A 22,887-nucleotide genomic window follows, 5' to 3' on the forward strand; every position below is an offset into this window, starting at 1 on the left:
GCAAAGTTCAGTATTTTCCTGATAAAAACGGAAAGCTGACCCATGATATAAATCGGACAAATCATACTCTTTTATTGTTAACGAGAAAGACTTCAAATCTACATTCTCTAAAACCTAAATTCTTTATATTTTGAGCATTTTGTTAGCCATAAATATGCAAATTAAATGCATATTGTTTTTGTGTGCTTTAGAGGACTCAAAATCTTTCCATCTAGCTAAATAAGAAAGTCACGGCTTCTCTCTGGGTATACTTAAAAGCTGCCTTGCCCATAGGAAATCAATTTTCATCAAAGTAACAAAATACTTGACAGGAAAGCAAAAAATGATTAAAAAACGCCATCTAGTCAAGGCTCAAAAATTTGTTCAACAAATTTGCAAGCAGTCTATTTCTGCAATTAAAAAGCAAATAATTTGGCTACTCAGGACTCTTTTTCAAACAAGGAAAAGACGCAACTCTGTAAATGCTGGTTTTGTCTTGCCAACAGTGGCAATGGTAGCACTGGTAGTCGTGCTGCTAACTACTGCGATTTTATTTAGGTCTTTTGAACGCTCCAAAAATGCCAGCAACGTTAGAGTAAATGAGGCTGTTCTTAATGCCACAGCTCCAGCTATCGATCGGGCTAAATCGAAATTAAATAAACTATTAACCGACAGTCGATTACCACGAGCAACACCTACAGATACAGCCTTAGAAAGTGCTTTCAATTCCTACATCAATGAATATACATTGGGAGATGAAACACAACTTAAATTAATTAGTGGCACTGACAATCTCTTCTCAGCATGGAGATACCCTGTAGATACCGATAATAACGGTCTATTTGATAGCTACACCCTGTATGGAATTTACTTCAAAAATCCTCCTGTCAGTAATGGCGCATATACTCGCGCTAGAAATTCTCTAGAAGCCAGAACTCCACCTATGACTGGTGGTGGAGCAGGTGATGCTTGTAAAGATACTAATGGCACTAGTGCGACTTTAGTTGGTAGCTCTGGCTGGTTTAAGATTGGCAGTAAGTTAAAGAAAGCTTTTTTTGTTTACACAGCCAATGTTCCAATTACTGACAGCGGTACTCTCCCTACAGGATATGAGCGTTACAAAGGTAATAAAGGCTTCTCGGCAATAGAATACCAACAGGAGCGCGTGCAACTTCCTCTGGTTAATAATGCTGTTGTTTATGAGGACGATCTAGAACTTACGCCTGGTGGTAACTTTAAACTGAATGGACGAATTATTACTAACAGCAACTTCCTCACTGGTGCCAAAAATCTGACAGATAAGGCTGTTACACTCTATCAAATTAGCAGTAAAGATTCCTGTTTCTATGAAGCCGACAATGCCAAAATTATTATTGGTGGGAATTTAGGTGCAGGTGCTTTTAACAGTAGCAGCGATCGCGAACAAGGCACAGTAGCACACCTATTTAACGGCAAAGGAACCAATCCGGTTATAGACAACAACAATAATACCAAAAGTCAAAAATCTGTCACTGAAGCGCCGAACAATATCGCATACAACAGCTTGGCTTATGCAGAGCGTATCAATCGCTTAGTTGATGTTCAAATGGGTAATGCAATATCTACCGATCCGCAAGAAGTTGTAGACAGCATTACCAAAAAGAAAACAGCTCTTGGTTTAGCAACAAGTTATACTCAGTCCGATTCCATACGTCGTCAATATTTAGAAATTTACTTTAAACGGCGCACCCGTCGGGTATCTTATGCAGAAGTTGCTTTGGGAGGAGATGCTTTAGGAGATTACAAAGTTGGGGGTAGTAAAGCTAGCGATGTGGTGAAAGGAAGCAACGATACATTACGTCCAGACGATCCTTGGATTTACCCCTTTGCAGCCAGTGATAATACAAGTAAGAGTGCTAGTGGTATCACTTATTCAAATTTAACACTCAATATTAGCAGTAGTAAACTGCTACCTAGTGCAACCAAACCAACAAAGCTGGAAAAAGAGCTGCAAGGTAATGAACAGAAATTAGGCGATCGCATTTCAGTTGGTAATAATCTCCCTGAATTGTGGTGGAATGGAACCAAGTTTGTTGGCCCAAACAAGGAAGACACCCAGAATCTCAGTAGTACTTACTGGGATGACCCTACTGACACTGACGCCAATAACATTCGTACTCGCCACAGTCAGATTCAGCAACTGGCTGATTTAGGTTCCATAGAACGAGATGGAGAATGGGAACTCGCAGCAGCAAAAGTTCCAGCGCCACAAGAAGCTGTTGGTGGTTTGCGGGTTGTTACTGGTGCAGGAATTTACTTACCCAAAGATTACACATCCGCAGGCAAAACTGGTGACACTAACTTTGCTACCGCTAGTGCCAGCACTGAAATAACAAACACTTGGTCTGATATGATGCCAGTGCCTTCGGCAGCATATATGGCAGCAACGACAACGTTTACGCCCTATCCCTTCTACGATCCACTGCTGACATATACATTACCCAAGCCTACTGAGTATCAACCATACTTGAAGATGCGGGCAACAGCAGTTTATCACTACAAAGACGATCCGACAAACTATAGCGCCACAAATCCCAAACCGATCGCTTGTGTTAGTAGCTATTACGATCCTACTAACAGCACTACAGCTCAAAATATCACCACGTTCGCAAGTAAGACATTACCTACGCCCACGAATGCTAGCGGTTTATCTAACAACGGCGTAGTTTACGATGTCCCCAGCAACTTCGATACGTCTCTCACTACTTATCAATCCGCACTAAACTACCAAGCCTTATTAAAATATCCCAATGGACGTTGGGTGAACGAGCCACTCAAAAATGCTTTAGCAAAAACAGCTGCAAATCGTACTCTTTCAGACAAGTCTGCCATTCATGCGGCAATTTGCGCTCTGCAAATTTTAGACGGCACACTTTCAGTTCAAGCAACACCTAAGATTCCTCACGGTGCTATCAAAGAAATCACCTTTTTAGATGGAAGGCAAGTTAAGGCAATTGACGCCACTACAGGAAGTAAAAATTATGACCTTGCTAAAAAGAATCGACAACCATTTGAAATTCGCGCCACAGTCTTAGACCTTAACTTACTGCGGGGCAAAACAGTCGGGCCAACAGGGCAAGGAACATCACAAGAGTATTTACTACCTAATAGCGGTATTATCTATGCCACTCGTGATGATGCGCTGCTAGATAGTAGTGACAGTTCATCACTTATTTCACCTGTAGACTTTAAGCTCGATCCGACTCGCCGACCGAACGGTATTATGTTGGTCAATGGTTCCGAACTAGTACGTGAAAATAATTATCGAGATGCAGAGAAAGGGCTGATTTTAGCTTCAAACTTGCCTGTGTATGTGAAGGGTGACTTTAACCTACACACTCAAGAAGAATTTACAACAGCATTAGCAGCTGATTGGACTAACTTTTATACTCGTACCAAAGCTAACCTGAATCCTAACTTTGCTTGTCGTCCAAGCGATCCTAGGCTGCCAAACTGTACAACAGGCGACAAATGGCGGCCTGCCGCTGTATTGTCAGATGCGGTAACTCTACTTTCCAGCAACTTTAGAGAAGGCTTCCGCGATGAGGGAGACTATGACTTGAATGATAATTCGGGGGGTAGTCAGTACACTGCTGCTCGAACTGCTAGCAAGATGGGAATCAATGCTTACGTCCCTCAAGCCCAATGGTATAACTCTACCAATGGTTTCCCCAAAGACTTTGATACATCTAAAACTGGGTATCAGGGTAGTTCTTATGTCACTAACTTTGTAACGCCCATTGTACGACGCATACAAGTTGGGGAGTACGTCACGGAATCTTGCGTTGCCGCGAATGTTGCTGACTGTGTTACTGACCCCAAACAATGGAAAGTTTCAACTTCTAATTCCTTAAATGGGGCGGGAAATAATAATTGGAAGGACACTGGAAATTCTGATGGCATTATTGGTCAACCAATAAATTCATTAAAAACAGGTTCTCTGGGAGCAGATCCAACTAGTACATACGAAAGTTTTCCTCGGAGAATTTCTTTTCAGCGAAATGCCGACGGTTCATTAAAGTTACAAGATGGTTTGCCAATTTACTATGGAATTGGTGATGATGGCAAACTAGACACATTTCCAGTCTCAACTTTGAGCACCAAGAAACCACGCCTAGCCGTAGATTCAAGTGGCAATAAAGTTATCATCCCCTGGTTCAACCCACAAGCAGACGGTACATATCAACCAGTTCTACAAGTAGACAAACCTTTCGACACAGATACAGACAGCACTCAACAAGATACTGTAGGTATTGTTAGTGGTACCAATAAACACGAAAACTGGTTACAAGTAGCGACGGCAAACACTTTTAACTTAATCATTGCCGCAGGAGATACCCCTGCTCGTTCAACAGAAGATAATGGTGGTTTACATAACTTCCCGCGCTTTTTGGAGAACTGGAACCCAACAGGAACAGAAGCGGATGCTTATGCAACCAAGATTAGTGGTTCTTTCATCCAGATCAAGCGCAGCGCTTATGCTACTGCACCGTGGTGGGCAGTTTTAGAAAGCTCATCCGATAAATATGCGATAGAAAATAGTACTGGCAAACTACCTTACTACCTGCCTCCGACACGCCAGTGGGGTTATGATGTCGCACTACTTTCTCAATCACCAGACTTGTTTGCCCAAAAATTGGTAAGAATACCAGACGATTCACCCGATGAATACTTCCGGGAAGTTGGTCGAGATGACACTTGGGTCAAGACTTTGCTGTGTGCTAAGAAAGCCTCAGACAGTTCTTTTGCAATTAATACCGATCAACGTCCTAGTTGCAGTTAGTAATTCAGCCTAATTGTGGAGTTTGTAGTTAGCACTACACATAGTAGCGCTGACTACGAACTGCCTCAAACCGTGAAAATTCCTGGCAGGAGTAAGAATGATGAAGCACAAACAACAGCCAAAAATCCCCTCCTCTAATGACTCTGGTTTTACGATTATTGAATCCTTAATAGCGATGCTTGTTGTAGCTGTTTTACTAACAGCAGTAGCACCTGTTATTGTTTTGGCAACTGCAACTCGCGTACAAGCAAGACGGATAGAATTGGGAACTCTAGCAGCAAGAACATATATTGATGGTGTCAAAACAGGAGCTATTGCTTCTCCAGCATCTACTAGCACAGGCGTCACTTTAAATGCATCCGATCCTCCCACCGCAGGAAGTTTAACTTGTAGTGCTAATGCATACTGTACTGTGCCTGCCACACCTGCTAACAATTTATACTGTATCGACGGTGACAACGATAGTATATGTAGCCTCAACAGTAATAAAGACTTGCTAGTTCAAGCATTTCGCTATAACACCGCTTCCACTAGTGCTAGTGCTGGCTACCAATTAGGTGTACGAGTTTACAGAGCAGATGGATTTGACTCAAATGGCAACTTGAAAAAGGCACCTAGCAAACAAGCAACTTTCACCGGCGGAATAGGCGATCGCAAAGCGCCATTAGTAGAAATGACAACTGCGATCGCGCCTCAGTCAACTTCATTTAATGATTTGTGCAACCGCCTCAAAGATACGGGAAATACAAGTTCAAATACTTCATGCAACTAAGCATAAACGTTTGGAATAGAGAATATTCAGCATGAATCCAATTCAATTTCTGCTTGGTATCCAAATTAAACGAACTAAGTCAGTTCAAGAGCGTGGTTTTACCCTGATTGAGCTGCTAGTAGCTATGATTATAGCTGTGCTTGTAATCACACCTTTGCTCGGATTTATGATTAACATTTTGAACACAGATCGCCAAGAGCAAGCAAAGGCAAGTTCCGAACAAGAAATTCAGACTGCACTCGATTATATTTCTCGTGATTTACAACAAGCAGTTTATATCTACGATGCTACAGGCATTGATGCGATCAAAAACCAGTTACCTAGTGATACAGATAGAGTTCCAGTACTTGTTTTTTGGAAGCGAGAGTTTATTGGGCAGGTTCTTACAGCTGCTGATAGTAACAAAGATGACACTTTTGTTTACTCATTAGTTGCCTACTACTTAATTAAAAACACAGATTCAACTTGGTCTACTAATACTGCTCGTATTGCTAGATGGCAAATCAGGGACGGTGTAAAAGCTAGCAGTGGTGGTGTCGATTGTGCTGGATATACTAATACCAAGTATATAAGTAGTACTTACTGTCCTAGTTCGGGTTTTGCTCCTTTTAACCTCGAAGGTGTTGGCACCATAGAGCAAAAGATGAATAGTTGGACAAGACTAGGCTCCTATACAACAACTACTACAAATCCAGATGGCACCAAAACTACACAAACTACAACTGTAACTCCAGGCTCTCCTATAGTACTAGTAGATTACATAGATCAAACCATTACTGGAGCGCCATCTGCAACATGTTCTTCTGGTTCAAAAGTAGCACCAGCAAGTTTTAACACCATAGACACAGGTAACATGACAAGCTTTTATGCCTGTGTAGATAGAGTGAACACAACAGCACAAGTATTTTTACGGGGCAATGCACTTGCTCGCTTACAAAGTATAAACCTAAGTTACGCAGATAGTAAAAAAACTTATTTCCCTGCTGCAAACATACGGGTACAAGGACGCGGATTTTTGTTCACCAAGTAAATCTGCAAATACTAGGACTTAATTATTCATGGCAGTTTAATATGAACAATTTCAGTCGGCAATTATTGTCCAGAAGTAAGAGCGATCGAGCCTCTAAGGATTTATTGACTACAAAACAAGATGGTGGTTTTACGCTACTGGAAATGTTGGTAGTTGTATTAATAGTAGGGATTTTAACTGCAATTGCTGCTCCTAGCTGGCTTGGTTTTGTTAACCGACAGCGATTAAGTAAAGCTAGTGATAACCTTGTAGCAGCCTTACAGGAAGCTCAAAGACAAGCGAAAATCAGTAAACGTAACTATAGTGTGAGTTTTAAAAACAATAATCTTCCAGAATTTTCTATTCATCGTGCTGATACTACTCCAACTATCTGGAAGAAACTAGGAGCAGATGTAGGAATCCAAGCAGGACAACTGATATTGGGTACTAATATTAGTGCCACCAATACTCTATCTTCTCCTAACACTGTCGCCTTTGATAATTTAAGTACCGCAAAAAGTATTACTTTTGACTACATGGGTATTTTAGCCGCGAAAACCGATGGTAGTACATCAGACATAGGTTTAAAAGTTGTTGTAAAATCACCAAACTCTAGTAATGTAAAGAGATGCGTTGTTTTGCAAACTCTCATAGGAGGAGTACGAACAGCTAAAGATACGGAATGTAATTAACTCAAACTTTAATAATGAGATTGCAAAAAACGTTATAAATACTGAGCTAACAATAGAATATTCATCGCAAAATAGAAATAGATAAACTATTTCTATTTTTTTATTTAGATTATGGTTGTCAACATAAATAGATTAATCGCTTTAGCTAAAATGTAAATTTTGCCCGAAAAGGCATAAGTCGTTGTAAATTGTTAGCGGTAAATTTCAGATGAGTAATAATGTTGACTTTACTGTAGCTATACCCACTTATAATGGTGCAAGTCGTTTGCCTGAACTATTAGAACGACTACGCAATCAACTCTACACTGACACATTTTCTTGGGAAATTATCGTTGTAGATAATAATAGTATAGATAATACAGCAGATGTTATTAAAAACTATCAAGCTTCTTGGGACTGCCCTTATCCTTTAAAATATTACTTTGAAGTGGAACAGGGCGCGGCTTATGCTAGAAAACGTGCCGTTGCAGAAGCGAGAGGTAAGTTGATTGGTTTTCTTGATGACGATAATTATCCAGTATATAACTGGGTAGCTACTGCTTATGATTTCGGTCAAACACACCCCAAAGCGGGAGCTTATGGTAGTCAGATTCATCCTGAATGGGAAGTAGAACCACCAAAAAATTTTCAGCGTCTTGCACCATTTTTGGCAATCACAGAAAGAGGAAATTTGCCTTTAATATATGAGCCTCAGAAAAAATTACTACCTCCATCTGCCGGACTTGTCATCCGCCGACAAGCCTGGTTAGACTGTATGCCAAATCAGATGATTTTAACTGGTAGAGTTTCCCACAATATGCTGACAGGTGAAGACTTAGAAATGTTGTCTTACATTCAAAAAGCTGGCTGGGAAATTTGGTATAACCCAGAAATGGAGATTTATCATAAAATTCCTAGCTGGCGTTTACAAAGAGAGTATTTAATTCCATTTTTTCGCGGTATTGGACTTAGCCGTTATGTTACACGCATGATAAATATAAAACCTTGGTCTAGGCCGTTAGCTTTATTTGCTTACACACTAAATGACCTCAGAAAAATAGCTTTTCATCTTCTGAGGTATGGGCTATATGTGAAACATAGTTTAGTTTTATCTTGTGAAATGCAACTTTTTTTAAGTAGTTTTATTAGCCCTTTATACCTTTGGAGTAATGGATATTTAACTCATAAATTTAAAAACTAAGAGTGTATCGCTCCTTCTGGAGAATCGAATCATAAGTAAAAGTTCCTTCTAGCCTCAGACCTCTATCATAACGGATTTGATAATTTTGATATTTACTATCAGCCTTAGATGTTAATGCACTACCATAAACGTAACGCAAGAACCAAAATTAATTTTGATTAAAAATTAACTAATCTGGAATGTGTTCATGGATTTCACAGTAGCCATACCTACTTATAATGGTGCATCAACTTTGCCTTTAGTATTAGAGAGATTACAGAGGCAAATTAATACAGAAAAAATTAATTGGGAAGTAATAGTTATTGACAATAATAGTAACGACAATACTTCTCAAGTAATTGAACAGTTTATGGCTGATTGGAATACTACTATTCCATTGAAATATTTTTTTGAACAAACACAAGGAATGGCTTATGCACGCTGGCGGGCCATTAAAGAAGCAAAAGGTAAATTTGTTGGTTTTTTAGATGATGACAACTTAGCTGCTCATGACTGGGTTTATCAGTCTTACTTATTTGGTATAGAAAATCCCAAACTAGGCGCTTATGGAGGAGAAATTGTAGGGAAATTTGAAGTAGAACCTCCAGAAGATTTTGACAGAGCTAAAACGTTTTTAGCTATTAGAAAATACGCTAGCATAGCAACAATTTTTGAAGTAGATAAATTAAGATTGCCTCCTGGTGCAGGGTTGGTTGTTCGTAAAAAAGCATGGTTACAAAGCGTTCCCAGTGTAGTTACACAAACCCAAAGAGGATGTGAAGACTATGAAATCTCCCTATATATGCACAATCATAACTGGGAAATTTGGTATAACCCTGCTATGCAAATTCAGCATCTCATTCCAGCCTGGCGGATGCAAAAAAATTATTTAGTTAATATTGCCAGGATTTATGGTATGTCTACATACCAACTACGTTTAATGACTGTAAAAGCTGATTGGCAAAAACCTTTTCTTACGATCAAAATTTTCTTAGGTGCTTTGAAAAGAATAATTTTTCATTTACTTAAATATCGGAGTAAAGTTAATAGTAATTTAGGTATAGCTTGTGAAATGTCATTATACTTAGGTCAAATTATAAGCCCGTTTTACTATTTAAAACGCTAGATTTTACTCTTGTGAAGTGAATTATTAACTGAATATTATTAATTATTTAAATTATTTATATGCCTGTTTTACCTCAAATTAGTGTAATCATACCAGCGTATAATAGCGAAAAAACTATTGGACAAACAATTGAATCTGTTTTAAATCAAACTTTCGCTGATTGGGAATTAATTATCATCAATGATGGTTCACAAGATTCAACATTAGATATTATTGCTCAGTTTCAAGACTCCCGCATAAAAGTGTTTTCATATCTAAATGCAGGTTTACCCATCAGTCGCAATCGTGGATTAGAACATGCAGTTGGAAAATTTGTAAGTTTCTTAGATGCTGATGATTTATGGACTTCAGATAAATTAGATGCTCAACTTAAAGCACTGCAAGCTAATCCTCAAGCAGCTGTTGCCTATAGTTTGACCAATTGTATTGATGAAAAAAACGAATTTTTACGAAGAGGTACATACATTACAGAGACAGGAAATGTTTATGCCAAGCTACTAGTAATTAATTTTTTAGAGAATGGTTCCAATCCTTTAATAAAGAGAGAAGCTATAGATATAGTCGGTGGTTTTGATGAATATTTAAAAGCTGCTCAAGACTGGGATATTTATTTGAGATTAGCTGCTCAGTATGATTTTGTAGCTGTCCCATCTCCTCAAATTTTATACCGTGTATCGAATAATTCAATGTCTACTAATGTTATTAGGTTGGAAGAAGCTTGCTCGGCAGTAATTGAAAGAGCTTTTAAGCAGGCTCCTATATCTAAACAATGTTTAAAAAAAGACGCTGTAGCTAATCTTTACAAGTATTTATTATATAAGACCTTGGAGGGTATACCAGAAAAGAATAGAGGCGTTCTAGCAATTAAATTTTTTGCAAAGGCTATCAAAAGTGATGTTAGCCTACTAAGAGCACCTGTATGTTTTAAAATTTTTTGTCATCTTATTGCAACATTTATACTGCCTTCTCAACAAGCAACAGATTTATTTGTTAAGTTTCCCAAAATCTTCAATATAAGTACTCTTTTAGGATATATGCAAATCTAGTACTCCTATTAAATTCATTAACTTAGTACTCTAGCCGTGTAATAGAGAATAATAAAACTGCTTAGAGAGGATGAGTAATTTTTTTAAATTCAACATCAGTCTTATATAAAAATAATATATTCCTGATTATTATGGTATCAATATCTGTAATTATCCCTGTTTACAATGGGGAAAAAACTATTCAAGAAACTATAGAATCTGTTTTAAATCAAACTTTTTCAGACTTTGAGATAATTGTAATTAATGATGGCTCTGAAGATTCTACTTTAGAAATTGTTAAAAGTTTTACAGACCATCGAATACGGATATTTTCTTATGCAAATGCAGGTTTAGCTGTAAGTCGTAATCGTGGCTTATCCCATGCAGTAGGTAAATACATTTCTTTCATTGATGCTGACGATCTCTGGACTAAAAGTAAGTTAGAGTCTCAATTAAAGAGACTACAAGATAACCCTTCGGCAGATGTTGCTTATAGTTGGACTAATTATATTGATGAGCAAGGTAACTTTCTAACTCAAGGTGCTCACTTAACATTTAATGGAAATGTTTATGAAAAACTTTTGATGGGCAACTTTTTAGAAAATGGTTCTAATCCTTTAATTAATAAACAAGCTTTAATTGAAGTTGGTGGTTTTGATACGTCGCTAAAATCTGCCGAGGACTGGGATTTATGGCTGAGATTAGCAATCCGTTATCTTTTTGTAGGGGTTTCATCTCCACAAATTTTATATAGAGTTTCTGCTACTTCTATGTCGACTAATCTTTTAAGGATGGAGAATGCCTGCTTGCAAGTGATGGAACGTGCTTTTTCTCAAGCTCCTGAGTCTATTCAAAAGCTAAAGTCACAGAGTATAACTCATCTTTATAGATATTTAACATGCAAATCTCTGCAAGAACCTTTGAATCGGCAAAAAAGTTTTCTAGCTGCTAAATTTTTATTGATTTTTTTTATACATGACAAACATCGCTTACAAAGTATGCGCTTTACATTAACAATATTATTGAAAATAATTATAGTTATTATTTTTCCTGTGAATCTAGCAAAATTATTATTAATTACAAGAAAAAAAACAGCCAATAAACAAAATTCAATTAAAAGTAGTTCTAACAGTGGCTTCACCTTGTTGGAAGTATTGCTAGTAACTTTGTTAATCGGAATATTAAGTGCGATCGCAGTACCCAGTTGGCTAACTTTTGTAAATAATCGCCGTCTGAATATCGCTCAAGACGAAGTTTACCGCGCTATGCGTCAAGCCCAAAGCCAAGCCAAAAAAGAAAAATTGACCTGGCAAACCAGTTTTAGAGAAAATAATGGTATTGTTCAATGGGCAATTCACCCTGCAAGTGTTAATCCTGCCAATGCTAACTGGAATAATTTAGATGCTAACGTTCGCTTAGATGAAGAATCAACCTTACAGCAATCAAATGGCGTGAGGCGAATCCAATTTGATTACATGGGTAATGTTGATAAACCTCCATTAGGAAGGATTACTTTGTCTAGTAAACATGGTGGTAAAGCTAAACGCTGTGTTGTTGTCTCGACAATTTTAGGAGCAATACGAACTAGTAAAGAGCAAAAGACAGCCGAAGATGGTAAGTATTGCTATTAAAATTATTTTTGATCGTTAAACAAGGTATTGTGTGCTGAAATCACTAGACAGTTTTAAACAGCACCTCATTATTTTTACTCGCTATCCAGAACCTGGGAAGACAAAAACCCGACTGATACCAGCTTTAGGTGAGTTTGGTGCTGCTAATCTTCAAAAGCAGATGACCGAACATACATTACTTCAGGTTAAAGAATTGCAAAACATAACTGGCATATCTTGTGAAGTGCGGTTTGCAGGCGGAAGTTTACAACTAATGCAGAATTGGCTGGGGTTGGCTTTGATTTACAATTCCCAAGGTGAAGGGGATTTAGGCGAACGAATGAGGCGATCGCTTTTTGATGCCTTTCAATCTGGTATGGAACAAGTAATAATAATTGGCACAGATTGTCCAGAAGTCAATTCTCAGCTTTTAGGCAGTGCTTTTGAGCAGCTACACACGTGCGATCTTGTCTTAGGCCCAGCAGTCGATGGTGGTTATTACTTGATTGGTTTGCGTCAGTTAATTCCAGAATTATTCGCTAACATCGATTGGGGAACTCCTCAAGTATTGCAACAAACCGTAGACATCGCTCAAAAGCTTGATTTATCCCATACTTATTTACCTTTTTTGAGTGATGTTGACTATCCTGAAGATTTGCACATTTGGGAGCAAACTGTGAAAAGCAAAGTTGGCAAGTTGAGAAATCAGTGATACTAAGGTTGGATTAGAGAGGTTCCAGATAACTTTCCTCGAATAACTAGTATTTTATAGTACTAAGTAACTTCTGAGGACACTGAGAATTACAGATGCTACCGTGGTGTAGTTTTATTCCAAAAGGCAGAACACTTCTGGCTGCTGGCAATTCTTAACAGTAAGCAGTTTTGATTTCATCTCCAAACGGAATAGGCAATTGAGCGCCGCTATTCTGTAATTTTGTTGCATCTGCCTTTTGTTGCCATATAACAAGTAGGGTTATGGGAACAATATTCAAGTAACTTTATATAGGACAAACACTCCGACTTATCAAGATCCGAACAACTATGGTGAACCGTTTTACTTCTGCGAATGCTGCCCTGACATTAAAGGTAGTGGGCATAATCTTAATTTTGTCCTTTTTGCTAGACTTTTTGCTGCTGTTGTTACCCTTTCAACCAACCGATCGAGCATGGCAAATTAATCTGGCGACAAGTCTTGTAGATCGGGGAATTGTGCCTTTGGTAGGTATAGGGATGCTGTTCGCAGCTTATGGAATTGAAAGTGCTAGTGATAGCGATCGCGCCCCTACTCTAGACGTTAGATTTCCAGTGCTGGTATTATCAAGTATCTTAGGGTTGTTATTCTTGCTAATTTTTCCCCTGCATCTCAATAATGTGAATCAAGCTAAAAATCAAGCACTGAATCAAATTACTCAAGAAGCAGATCAGGCAGAAAATCAACTAAACAGTCGCTTTTCCCAATTACAAGCACAACTGAATACTGAGCAAGGAAAAGCGCAATTAGATCAGCTACGGAACCAAACCAAAGCTCAGTTGACAGAAATACTCAAAGACGAGCAGAAATATAAGCAAGCACTTGAAAGTCCGCAAATCCCTCCTGCGGTAAAAGATGTGCTCAAGAAAGCTAAAGCAGATCCTAAAGCTTTGGATAAAGCGATTGAACAACAAACAGATATTCAGGCGCTACGCAATCAACAGTTGAGCCAAGTCCGCCAGCGTAGGGAAGATGCTGAAAAACAAGCCAAAGACAACGCTTGGAAATCTGGACTGCGAACTGGTATTAGCAGTTTGCTGTTATCAATTGGTTACATAATTATCGGTTGGACAGGATTAAAAGGTATGGGTACTTTACAAGGTGGTGGACGCCGCAAAACCCCTGCTCCACGCTAGACAATTTTTTCACAGCAGTAAAACAAATAAAATATTTATTGTTGACTCTCCGTGTGAATTCTACGGATACGCTGCGCGAACGCCAGCCCCCATAATCCTAATAACCACCAAGATGGGGGCTGGAATTAAAGTTAATACCGCTATTTGAGAATTCTGAATTTGAGATTGATTAATCAAGCTACTAGGAATTAGCCAATTTATAGCTTGAGAAAATTAAAATATTTTTACTCAGAGTTTTATAATGTTCTCAATTTATATACTGACATATAACGAAGAATTAGATATTGCCGCTTGCATAGAGTCAGCAATGCTATCGGATGACATTATTGTTGTCGATTCATGCAGTAGCGATCGCACTGTAGAAATTGCCAATCGCTATCCTATCCGCATCGTTCAACACCCTTTTGAAAGCCACGGACGTCAACGTACTTGGATGCTAGAGTCTATTCTGCCAAAGCACGAATGGGTCTATATTCTAGAAGCCGATGAGCGCATGACACCAGAACTGTTTGCCGAATGCGAACAAGCAACTCAGCATCCAGACTACATTGGCTACTATGTTGCCGAACGTGTGATGTTTATGAATCGTTGGATTCGCTATAGTACCCAATATCCACGTTACCAGATGCGCCTTTTCCGTCATGGTAAAGTTTGGTTCACAGATTATGGTCATACGGAGCGAGAGGTTTGTAATGGTGCAACTAGCTTTCTAAAAGAAACCTACCCCCATTACACTTGTAGCAAGGGCTTGAGCCGTTGGATTGATAAACACAACCGCTACTCTACAGATGAAGCCGCAGAAACATTACATCAAATTGAACAAGGTAGTGTTAACTGGCGAGATTTATTTTTTGGTAAGTCAGAAGTGGAAAGACGCCGCGCCTTGAAAGACTTATCTTTGCGTTTACCTGCTAGACCGATTATACGCTTCTTTTATATGTATTTTTTGTTGGGTGGCTTTTTAGATGGACGTGCTGGAATCGCTTGGTGTACATTACAGGCACTCTATGAATATTTAATTTTGCTCAAAGTTTGGGAAATGAAGCACGCACCCGTACCCAGCTTAGATACACAAACATCTGTTATAGAACAAAATACAAAGGCTGATGTCGCCTGAGTACATCCTGAGATAATTGCGATCTTGATATTTGCTGGCTCAACCAAATGGCTGAGGATGTTCATCGTAGTTATGTTAAATTAATATTTTTATATAATTTTATTAGCAAAATTTCTCTTCCTAGGTTGAGAGATATTAAAAAGATAAACGGCTCTTTAGACAGTCTGCTCGTACTTTCATAACTATGAGTCGCTTTTGATTACACGCAGTAAAATTAGTATAAAGAGGAGATTTGCAATAATTATTTACAATTTTTATAAACAAAAGTAACATCATCTGAGACTAATCAGCCGTGATTGTCACAAGTGGTTAGATCAAATCTATTTGAGTTTGCCTTTTGTTCATCCAGCGGCTCAAGCTTCCAATATACAACCTAGATACGGAGCAGCTTTTTACAAGGTTGCTTAGGTCATCAGGGTAATTAAGCGCAAGTTTATCAACAAGTGATATTACCTGTAATGCAGAAAAGCTCCGTATTTTCGGCAAGGAATGGGTATTTTCGTAACTGTGGTTAAACTGCTAGTGACGCTGATGGTAACTTGCGCTTTAAGTAGGGTCTCTTTGGGTTAACGAAGATGTTGGTATGAATACTGATAACAAAAGTTCCACTAGCCTAAACAAGGAGAATAGGGACTTGGTAATTAATCGACTAAAACAGGACTTAAAAAATGACCTGATTGCCGGCTTGTTGGTGATAATTCCACTAGCAACTACGATCTGGCTAACTATTACCATTGCTATTTGGGTAATCAATTTTCTTACCCAAGTTCCCAAACAATTGAATCCCTTTGAGGGACTGCATCCTATACTAGTAAATATACTGAATTTAGCAGTAGGATTAGCTGTACCACTGCTAAGTATTTTGTTGATTGGGTTGATGGCTAGAAATATTGTAGGGCGGTGGTTATTAGATTTTGGCGAACAGGTATTACAGGCAATTCCTTTAGCCGGGCAGGTATACAAAACCCTGAAACAGCTTTTAGAAACACTCCTCAAAGATTCTCCTGGTAAATTTCGGCGTGTAATTTTGCTAGAGTATCCCAGGCGAGGAGTATGGGCGATCGCTTTTGTCACAGGCATCATCAGCAGTGATATTCAAGCTCAAATGTCTCGTCCGATGTTGAGCGTTTTTATCCCCACAACGCCAAATCCCACAACCGGATGGTATGCCATCGTTCCTGAAGATGAGGTGGTGAACCTGTCAATGTCCATAGAAGATGCTTTTAAAATAGTAGTCTCTGGTGGTATTGTCGCCCCGAATACAACCCTATCAACCCTTGAAACAAAGTCAGAGATCGTTCCCTTAGTAGAAAATTCTCATCTCTCAGACAAAGTTACCAGCAAATAGATAATATGGTTGTCTGACCGTGCGAAAATCTACTGACTTCTAACTCTATATCTTTCTACTGTTATTCAGTCTTTAATTCATTCCTACTTTACTTTTATGCAAGACCGTAAACCCCAGCAACTTGCTCGCGAACTAGCGCTGTTAAGCCTCAGCCAGTTGCCTGTTAACCCCAAGAAATTGACAGAAGAACATCTACCCAAATTAGTACTAGCAGCAGTACGCACCTTGAGATCCGAAGTCCAAGATACGTTGGATAATGCTGCTGGCGAACTGCAACGCAGCCACGATCGCATCTTAAGCAGTCAAACTCGTGCTTCTGATCTGAATACCGCTAGAACCATGCTACAAGAGGCGATCGCAGCTACTCAAACAGCTATCAATCAACTCGGTGCAGCAGTAGAGTTTCCGGAGTTGATTCAACTGGCAAATCAGGACAAGACAGTCAGCAGATATGCGATTCAAATTGTCAAGACAGTCAGCGAAGAACGAAATGCGATCGACGAACAAATTACTGCTGCCTTGGTAGATTGGCAAGTTGCACGCCTTGCCCAAATAGATCGGGATATTCTCCGCATAGCTGTGGCAGAAATGTTGTTTTTAGACTTGCCTGATAGTGTAGCCATCAACGAAGCTGTAGAACTAGCCAAACGCTACAGTGGAGATGAAGGTCATCGCTTTATTAATGGCGTTCTGCGCCGAGTCACAGAACGAAAAAAGACTACTGCATAGCCTTTTCTTGAAACGAAAGCGACTGCTATGAGTGCTAAGTTGTGAGTTAAGAATGAGAAATTAGAAGTGAGGACATCCTGGCGGTTTTCACACCAAAAACAAGTCAGGAGTTAAATTAAACTCATAACTTATAACTCATACTTACGTAACAACTAATATCACTAGCTGCAATGGTTTTTAATTGGTTCCGCCGTCAACATAACGAATCCTCTGAAATTCCTGCCCAACAACAGCAGGAAGAAACTCCTCCTACCCCAGAACCCCAACCAGAAACAGCCGAAACGTCAACAGCAGAAACTACACCAGAGACAACGGCAGATTTGTTAGCTTTTGCTAAAGCTGCTTATAAAAATATCCAGCAAAAACAGCAATCTCAAGCAGTTGAGCAAGAGCCAGCAGCAGAAGTTGAAATTGAAACTGCATCATCAGCAGCATCACCAGAATTAGATGCATCTGTTAGCGAAGCTATTACAGAAGAACCTGCTGAAGTTGCAGAAACTACACCAAGCTTAAACGTAGATGCAACTGTTGGCGAAACATTGGCTGAGGAAGTACATGCGATAGAAGAAAGTACAGCTACTTCTGCTTCCGATATTACTGAAACACCAGAGAATGTCATAGAAACAGCAGCCAGCGAATCTGTTAGTATCCCAGAAGCAGAACAGCCAACAATAGCAGCAAACTTATCGTTCTTGGAAAGGGCGGCGGCGGAACGACAAGCAAAGCAGGAAAGACTCATAGCTAGCGCCATTGAAGTACCAGAACCTGAGATAGTACAGCCAGCGGCTACTACCTCAACCACTGTCACGCCCCAGACAACAGAAGAAAATACTGGATTGGCTTTTGATGAAGGGTTTGTCTGGTCAGCAGAAATCTTAGCAGCCCAAGGTCGGCGTGCAGAGGATATTTCTATTGAAGAAATTACCTGGCTGAAAAAGTTACGCCAAGGGTTAGATAAAACTCGGCGGAGTATACTGAACCAACTCAAGTCAATTGTTGGTCAGGGGCCACTCAACCAAGCTGCTGTAGCGGAAATTGAAGCTTTGCTCCTGCAAGCCGATGTGGGTGTGGAAGCTACAGATTTAATTATCAGTTCCCTACAGAAAAAATTACGAGAGGAAGTTACTCCTCCAGAAGAAGCGATCGCTTACCTCAAACAAATTCTGCGGGATATGCTGGATAGTCCAGTACAAAAAAATTACAAACCGAGTTTTGCTCCGGAGAAAGACACCCTAAATATTTGGTTGATTACTGGTGTTAATGGCGCAGGTAAAACTACTACGATTGGTAAAATCGCTCACCTCGCACAAAAATCAGGTTATAACTGCTTGATTGGTGCAGCAGATACCTTCCGTGCCGCCGCTGTAGAACAGGTAAAGGTTTGGGGTAATCGTAGTGGTGTAGAAGTCATTTCCAATCCTGGTAAAAATACAGATCCAGCCGCCGTGGTGTTTGATGCGATCGCAGCTGCTCAAGCTAGATATACGGAATTACTTCTGGTTGATACCGCAGGACGACTGCAAAACAAGAAAAACTTAATGGACGAACTCACGAAAATTCGTCGGATTATTGACAAGAAAGCGCCTAATGCCAAAATCGAATCTCTCTTGGTTCTAGACTCTACTTTAGGTCAAAATGGATTGCGCCAAGCTGAAGTATTCTCCCAAGCTGCCCAACTCAGTGGTGTGGTATTAACTAAGCTGGATGGTACTGCTAAAGGAGGTGTAGCGCTGGCTGTGGTGCAACAGCTTGGTTTACCAATTCGCTTTATCGGTGCTGGTGAAGGAATTGAGGATCTACGTCCCTTTTCTAGTTACGAATTTGTCGAAGCTCTCTTGAGTGGCTGATTTAAAATTTTGCAGTTAAGATTTTTCTTTGGAAACTAATAAATTGGGGACTTGCTGCTTTAGTGTCATCACTTAAATTCACTACTAATACAGTACTGAAAAAAGCATAAGTCCTCAAATCATTAGTTTTTTATAAAATGTGGACTACCTTTGCTAGAATTCTACTCTAATCCTGTATTTTGACTCTCTAATCAGGAGTTCCTAAATTCAGGATTACAGTATATTTGCGGCACGGAAAAATCTGTAGACTCTGCTATGGTGTTGTTTTTCGGGTTAGGTAGTTCCAAGCAACTGATTACCTATAGGGTTTGTTAGTAATTATTACTTAGTTAGTTAAAGCGCGACTGACTTCCAGACAAAGCAACTTCCAGGAACGGTATGCATTAGTAGCCAGTCATCTGTAGAAACTCTTAAGTGTACGATCGGTCTCTACTGTTTATGAAATCCATGAATATTCTCTGCATAAAGTTTAAAGGTGTAAAATATGTTGATTAAACTACAAAATTCTCTACGATCTCTGAGTGTCAAAATCTGAGGTAGGTGTTTACTCTTATGATGTGCGATCGCTCTTGGATAAATGTTTCTTTTGTCAAATCTGCTGTCTTTTCTTGACATTTTTTCTAGCCTTAAGGCTGAATAGCATTTCCTTGACTATTAACCTGCCAGTAGACCCTCAAACCCCTAGTAGCTCTGACCCCTCACCCCCAATAATCAACCTGGCAACGTAATATATTATTTTCCGTTAAAAGCATTTTTCTGTCGTCAGACATATAACTAAGTAATTAAGTGATGAAAGAATCACGATTTTGCTAGTATCTGCAAGCAATGGCTGATTTCGACCCAGTAGTTTCTAAGGAAGAAGAGAGTACTTAAAATTGCTAACTTTAGTAATAAATATCATAATCCAATGCAATACTTATATAATTTACAGCTTACGTCTTTCTACTCTTGCTAAAATGACAAATCTTGTCCCAATATGGTTTAGCAATGCCAAATCTAAAGGATTTATTCAGTAATTTCAAGTTTGCCTCTTTTAAAATGCAATAGTATCTGTGATTGTGTCTCAACTGCCCTCTCAACCCACTGACAGTAATAATGGTGCTGCAACTGATGTCACTCCAGTCGTAGCGCTAAAAGAACTCGTGTCAAGGCTGCACCGGGAACAAAACAAAATTCAGGATTTGTTAAGTTCTTTAGGATTTGCCCTCAGAAGTTTCAATAATTTGAATCAATTTTTGGAGCTGATTCCGCTGATGGCAACTAGAGTCACAGATGGGGACGGCAGCGCCCTATTTCTCTATAAACCAAACGGTCAAGTTAGATTAGAACAACTACACTGGCAAGATAGCGGTCAGCGTCGGAATATTCGTAAAGCTCTAGAAACTGCTACTAGCCAAATCACACTTGTACCAAATACTGCCCCGCTAGCAACCGCCACGGGAATTTTAGACGATCAAATGCATCGTTATTTGGGGCCAGATGTGCAAATTTTTGGCACGGCTATTTTGGTAAAACATACAGAACGGGGATGGCTATATGTTTTAAGTCGAGATCCAGAATATAGCTGGACAGAAACTCGACAAAAGTTAGTCCGGTTAGTGGCAGATCAAACCGCAGTTGCGATTGAAAACGATGAATTAGCAGTAGAACTTAAGAAAAAAGAACGTCTAGATCAAGAATTAGAAATTGGTGCAGAAATTCAGCGCCGACTCTTACCACGCCAATGCCCAATTATTCCGGGTGCTGCCTTGGCTGCACGTTGTAAACCTGCTAATCGTGTCGGTGGAGATTACTACGACTTTATTCCCACCAATCAAAATCAGATTCAGCTAAATCCCAAAACTGGTTTAGAAACAGGGCCTTTGGGTTTAGTAATTGGGGATGTCATGGGTAAAGGTGTCCCCGCCGGGTTGATTATGACAATGATGCGGGGGATGTTGCGAGGAGAAGTATTGCATGGTAATTCCCCGTCAAAAATTCTGCAAAACTTAAATCGAGTCATGTATGCGGATTTAGAAAATTCTCACCGCTTTGTGACGTTATTTTATTCAGAATATAACCCCCAAACCAGAATTTTATCTTACAGCAATGCTGCCCATAACCCACCTTTGTGGTGGCACGCAGCCACAAAAACTGTAACTCGGTTAGATACTCTGGGAATGTTGATTGGTTTAGATGCGAATAGTCAATATGAAGATGCCCAGGCACAACTAGAACCTGGGGATACAGTTATTTATTATACAGATGGCTTAACTGATGCCGCAGCAGCAGGAGGCGATCGCTTCGATGAAGAAAACTTTGTTGCTAGCTTCAGCGCTGCTTGTAGATATTGTGATGGGCCAGAAGAGATTGTAGATTACTTATTTGACCAAGTACAGCAATTCATCGGTGATGATAAACAAAACACCGATGATATGACACTTGTGGTTTTACAAATTGAATAGTTATTTGTCATTTGTCAGTGGTCATTTGTCATTGGTCTAAAACTTATGACATAGACCACTAATGCAGAAAGTTGTAAATCAACCACTCATCTAAAATGTCTGAAATCCCTAGGAAAAGCTAATTACGAATTACAAATAACGAAGGACAAATGACAAATATCAAAATACTATTGTCCAACCTTGCTTGCGGGAATCTTCCTTTGTATAGGAAACACCATCAACTTTGATTCCTTTGTTATCGAGTAGAGTAATAATGCCGCCATTATTATCTAGTTGAATGCCGTCTTTACCTAAAGGTACTTTGATAAATTCGCCTGGATTAATAGTACCAGTAAGACGCTGTTTGCGCTTGAGGCGATCGGCAAGTGCCCAACCACTTAAATCTACTTTATCTGGTGAGGTATTGATTAAAGTCACCGTTTCTTTACCAACATCGTCGCCAGCGGGATTTACCAAAGCCGCAATAATCCGGACTGCTGCTGTTGCTGCACTTGGTGGAATTTCATCTATTCTATTGCCAGTAGTGTCATCCGTATGGAAGGATTGGGACTGGAACGCTAAAAAGATACCTACCCACTGATTTCGCGCCGGATAGTGAATTAGCAGTCCGCCATCTTGCCAAACACCATTATCTTTTTGAAATTGGCCGATACTACCCTGGTTAAAGTGGATGTCATGAATACCGTTACCAGGAAGAAAACCAAAATACTTGTCCTTCACATCTGATTCTGGGCCCCATCTTTCGCCAAAAGGGTAGAGTATTGCTTCGGGAGAAGCGATCGCCCGTGCAATGTATAATTCCAGCAACTCGTTGAGGTCGTTGTCTGGGCCGGGAACGTTGTAAGGCAATGGCTTCATCTGCTTTGGATCGAATAAATTCCCGCGAATGTAGTCTAAAGCCACGCCTCCGGGTTTACTCGGCAATTCATTAAAGCCAAAATCTAATTCTTGCAGTTCTTTAGTAATGGGATGAGAGAAGTTTTCGTCAATCAAGTACAGTAATTCTGAAGGACTTTCTTGTGATTTGACATTGATGGCAATGCGATACTTATTCTTTTTGTCGTCAGTTACCAGAACTTGGTAATGAGGAGTCGGGCCTTCACCCAACTTGCGATCTACAGCTTGGCATTTGAGAACCCCGTAATTTTTCAATGGCATCTGTATTCTCCTAAATTTCGTTGAGACAAAGCTGGTCTAATATTCTACTTACTTTGTCTAGAGATAATTTAAGTAAAAGTTAAATTATATTGTTTAAGCAGGCATCATGCTCAATTGTGACTGAGTATAGTGAGATACAGTAGTACCCTTATGGGTAATTATA

The 22,887-nt window shown here is 39.5% G+C and carries 16 protein-coding genes and 1 pseudogene; 16 read left to right on the forward strand and 1 reads right to left on the reverse strand.

Annotated elements, in window-relative coordinates; genetic code table 11:
• The first annotated feature begins 322 nt into the window (after window positions 1-322).
• From hpsA to AACU33_RS30355, 16 genes and pseudogenes are all read left to right on the forward strand, one after another.
• Entirely contained in the window at window positions 323-4,801 is a 4,479-nt protein-coding gene (gene hpsA / locus AACU33_RS30280; RefSeq protein WP_096593940.1) for a hormogonium polysaccharide biosynthesis protein HpsA, read from the forward strand.
• Between the two features lie 97 nt (window positions 4,802-4,898).
• Window positions 4,899-5,573: a hormogonium polysaccharide secretion pseudopilin HpsB gene (hpsB, locus tag AACU33_RS30285; RefSeq protein WP_096593942.1), complete on the forward strand. Its 675-nt coding sequence runs from the start codon at window positions 4,899-4,901 to the stop codon at window positions 5,571-5,573.
• A gap of 31 nt (window positions 5,574-5,604) precedes the next feature.
• Window positions 5,605-6,603, forward strand: coding sequence for a hormogonium polysaccharide secretion pseudopilin HpsC (gene hpsC, locus AACU33_RS30290; RefSeq protein WP_096593944.1), 999 nt, complete (start codon window positions 5,605-5,607; stop codon window positions 6,601-6,603).
• A 41-nt stretch (window positions 6,604-6,644) separates the two neighbouring features.
• A complete protein-coding gene (locus AACU33_RS30295; protein ID WP_096593946.1) occupies window positions 6,645-7,274 on the forward strand; it encodes a prepilin-type N-terminal cleavage/methylation domain-containing protein in 630 nt (209 codons plus the stop codon).
• 208 nt (window positions 7,275-7,482) lie between these two features.
• Complete coding sequence (gene hpsE, locus AACU33_RS30300) at window positions 7,483-8,454, forward strand: hormogonium polysaccharide biosynthesis glycosyltransferase HpsE (RefSeq protein WP_096593948.1); 972 nt, start codon at window positions 7,483-7,485, stop codon at window positions 8,452-8,454.
• Window positions 8,455-8,641: 187 nt separating this feature from the next.
• The gene (hpsE, locus tag AACU33_RS30305) at window positions 8,642-9,559 is read left to right on the forward strand and encodes a hormogonium polysaccharide biosynthesis glycosyltransferase HpsE (protein ID WP_096593950.1); all 918 of its coding nucleotides are present in this window, start codon (window positions 8,642-8,644) and stop codon (window positions 9,557-9,559) included.
• Between the two features lie 59 nt (window positions 9,560-9,618).
• Window positions 9,619-10,605, forward strand: coding sequence for a glycosyltransferase (locus AACU33_RS30310; protein ID WP_096593952.1), 987 nt, complete (start codon window positions 9,619-9,621; stop codon window positions 10,603-10,605).
• 131 nt (window positions 10,606-10,736) lie between these two features.
• Window positions 10,737-11,609, forward strand: a pseudogene (locus AACU33_RS30315) (glycosyltransferase); the annotation flags it as partial.
• Between the two features lie 87 nt (window positions 11,610-11,696).
• Window positions 11,697-12,215, forward strand: coding sequence for a pilus assembly FimT family protein (locus tag AACU33_RS30320; RefSeq protein ID WP_339376529.1), 519 nt, complete (start codon window positions 11,697-11,699; stop codon window positions 12,213-12,215).
• 31 nt (window positions 12,216-12,246) lie between these two features.
• The gene (locus AACU33_RS30325) at window positions 12,247-12,906 is read left to right on the forward strand and encodes a TIGR04282 family arsenosugar biosynthesis glycosyltransferase (protein WP_096593954.1); all 660 of its coding nucleotides are present in this window, start codon (window positions 12,247-12,249) and stop codon (window positions 12,904-12,906) included.
• A gap of 329 nt (window positions 12,907-13,235) precedes the next feature.
• Entirely contained in the window at window positions 13,236-14,081 is an 846-nt protein-coding gene (gene hpsJ-B / locus AACU33_RS30330; RefSeq protein WP_096593956.1) for a hormogonium polysaccharide biosynthesis protein HpsJ, read from the forward strand.
• Between the two features lie 241 nt (window positions 14,082-14,322).
• Entirely contained in the window at window positions 14,323-15,198 is an 876-nt protein-coding gene (locus tag AACU33_RS30335; RefSeq protein WP_096593958.1) for a glycosyltransferase family 2 protein, read from the forward strand.
• A 583-nt stretch (window positions 15,199-15,781) separates the two neighbouring features.
• Window positions 15,782-16,546 (forward strand): DUF502 domain-containing protein, encoded by a 765-nt coding sequence (locus tag AACU33_RS30340; RefSeq protein WP_096593960.1) that lies wholly within the window; start codon window positions 15,782-15,784, stop codon window positions 16,544-16,546.
• Between the two features lie 96 nt (window positions 16,547-16,642).
• The gene (gene nusB / locus AACU33_RS30345; RefSeq protein ID WP_096593962.1) at window positions 16,643-17,275 is read left to right on the forward strand and encodes a transcription antitermination factor NusB; all 633 of its coding nucleotides are present in this window, start codon (window positions 16,643-16,645) and stop codon (window positions 17,273-17,275) included.
• Window positions 17,276-17,445: 170 nt separating this feature from the next.
• On the forward strand, window positions 17,446-19,122 hold the full coding sequence (gene ftsY / locus AACU33_RS30350) for a signal recognition particle-docking protein FtsY (RefSeq protein WP_096593964.1): 1,677 nt from the start codon (window positions 17,446-17,448) through the stop codon (window positions 19,120-19,122).
• Between the two features lie 1,058 nt (window positions 19,123-20,180).
• Window positions 20,181-21,566, forward strand: coding sequence for a PP2C family protein-serine/threonine phosphatase (locus AACU33_RS30355; RefSeq protein WP_339376379.1), 1,386 nt, complete (start codon window positions 20,181-20,183; stop codon window positions 21,564-21,566).
• Window positions 21,567-21,725: 159 nt separating this feature from the next.
• Here the strand turns inward: AACU33_RS30355 and AACU33_RS30360 are convergent, their stop codons facing one another.
• Window positions 21,726-22,724, reverse strand: coding sequence for a DUF2278 family protein (locus AACU33_RS30360; protein ID WP_096593968.1), 999 nt, complete (start codon window positions 22,722-22,724; stop codon window positions 21,726-21,728).
• Between the last annotated feature and the right edge of the window lie 163 nt (window positions 22,725-22,887).

The organism is Calothrix sp. NIES-2098, from assembly GCF_963875125.1.
Classification (GTDB): domain Bacteria; phylum Cyanobacteriota; class Cyanobacteriia; order Cyanobacteriales; family Nostocaceae; genus Aulosira.

Bases quoted from the DNA above. Each gene is read 5' to 3' on its own strand.
- hpsA (WP_096593940.1), top strand. From the start codon at position 323: ATGATTAAAAAACGCCATCTAGTCAAGGCTCAAAAATTTGTTCAACAA.
- hpsB (WP_096593942.1), top strand. From the start codon at position 4,899: ATGATGAAGCACAAACAACAGCCAAAAATCCCCTCCTCTAATGACTCT.
- hpsC (WP_096593944.1), top strand. From the start codon at position 5,605: ATGAATCCAATTCAATTTCTGCTTGGTATCCAAATTAAACGAACTAAG.
- AACU33_RS30295 (WP_096593946.1), top strand. From the start codon at position 6,645: ATGAACAATTTCAGTCGGCAATTATTGTCCAGAAGTAAGAGCGATCGA.
- hpsE (WP_096593948.1), top strand. From the start codon at position 7,483: ATGAGTAATAATGTTGACTTTACTGTAGCTATACCCACTTATAATGGT.
- hpsE (WP_096593950.1), top strand. From the start codon at position 8,642: ATGGATTTCACAGTAGCCATACCTACTTATAATGGTGCATCAACTTTG.
- AACU33_RS30310 (WP_096593952.1), top strand. From the start codon at position 9,619: ATGCCTGTTTTACCTCAAATTAGTGTAATCATACCAGCGTATAATAGC.
- hpsJ-B (WP_096593956.1), top strand. From the start codon at position 13,236: ATGGTGAACCGTTTTACTTCTGCGAATGCTGCCCTGACATTAAAGGTA.
- AACU33_RS30335 (WP_096593958.1), top strand. From the start codon at position 14,323: ATGTTCTCAATTTATATACTGACATATAACGAAGAATTAGATATTGCC.
- AACU33_RS30340 (WP_096593960.1), top strand. From the start codon at position 15,782: ATGAATACTGATAACAAAAGTTCCACTAGCCTAAACAAGGAGAATAGG.
- nusB (WP_096593962.1), top strand. From the start codon at position 16,643: ATGCAAGACCGTAAACCCCAGCAACTTGCTCGCGAACTAGCGCTGTTA.
- ftsY (WP_096593964.1), top strand. From the start codon at position 17,446: ATGGTTTTTAATTGGTTCCGCCGTCAACATAACGAATCCTCTGAAATT.
- AACU33_RS30360 (WP_096593968.1), bottom strand. From the start codon at position 22,724: ATGCCATTGAAAAATTACGGGGTTCTCAAATGCCAAGCTGTAGATCGC.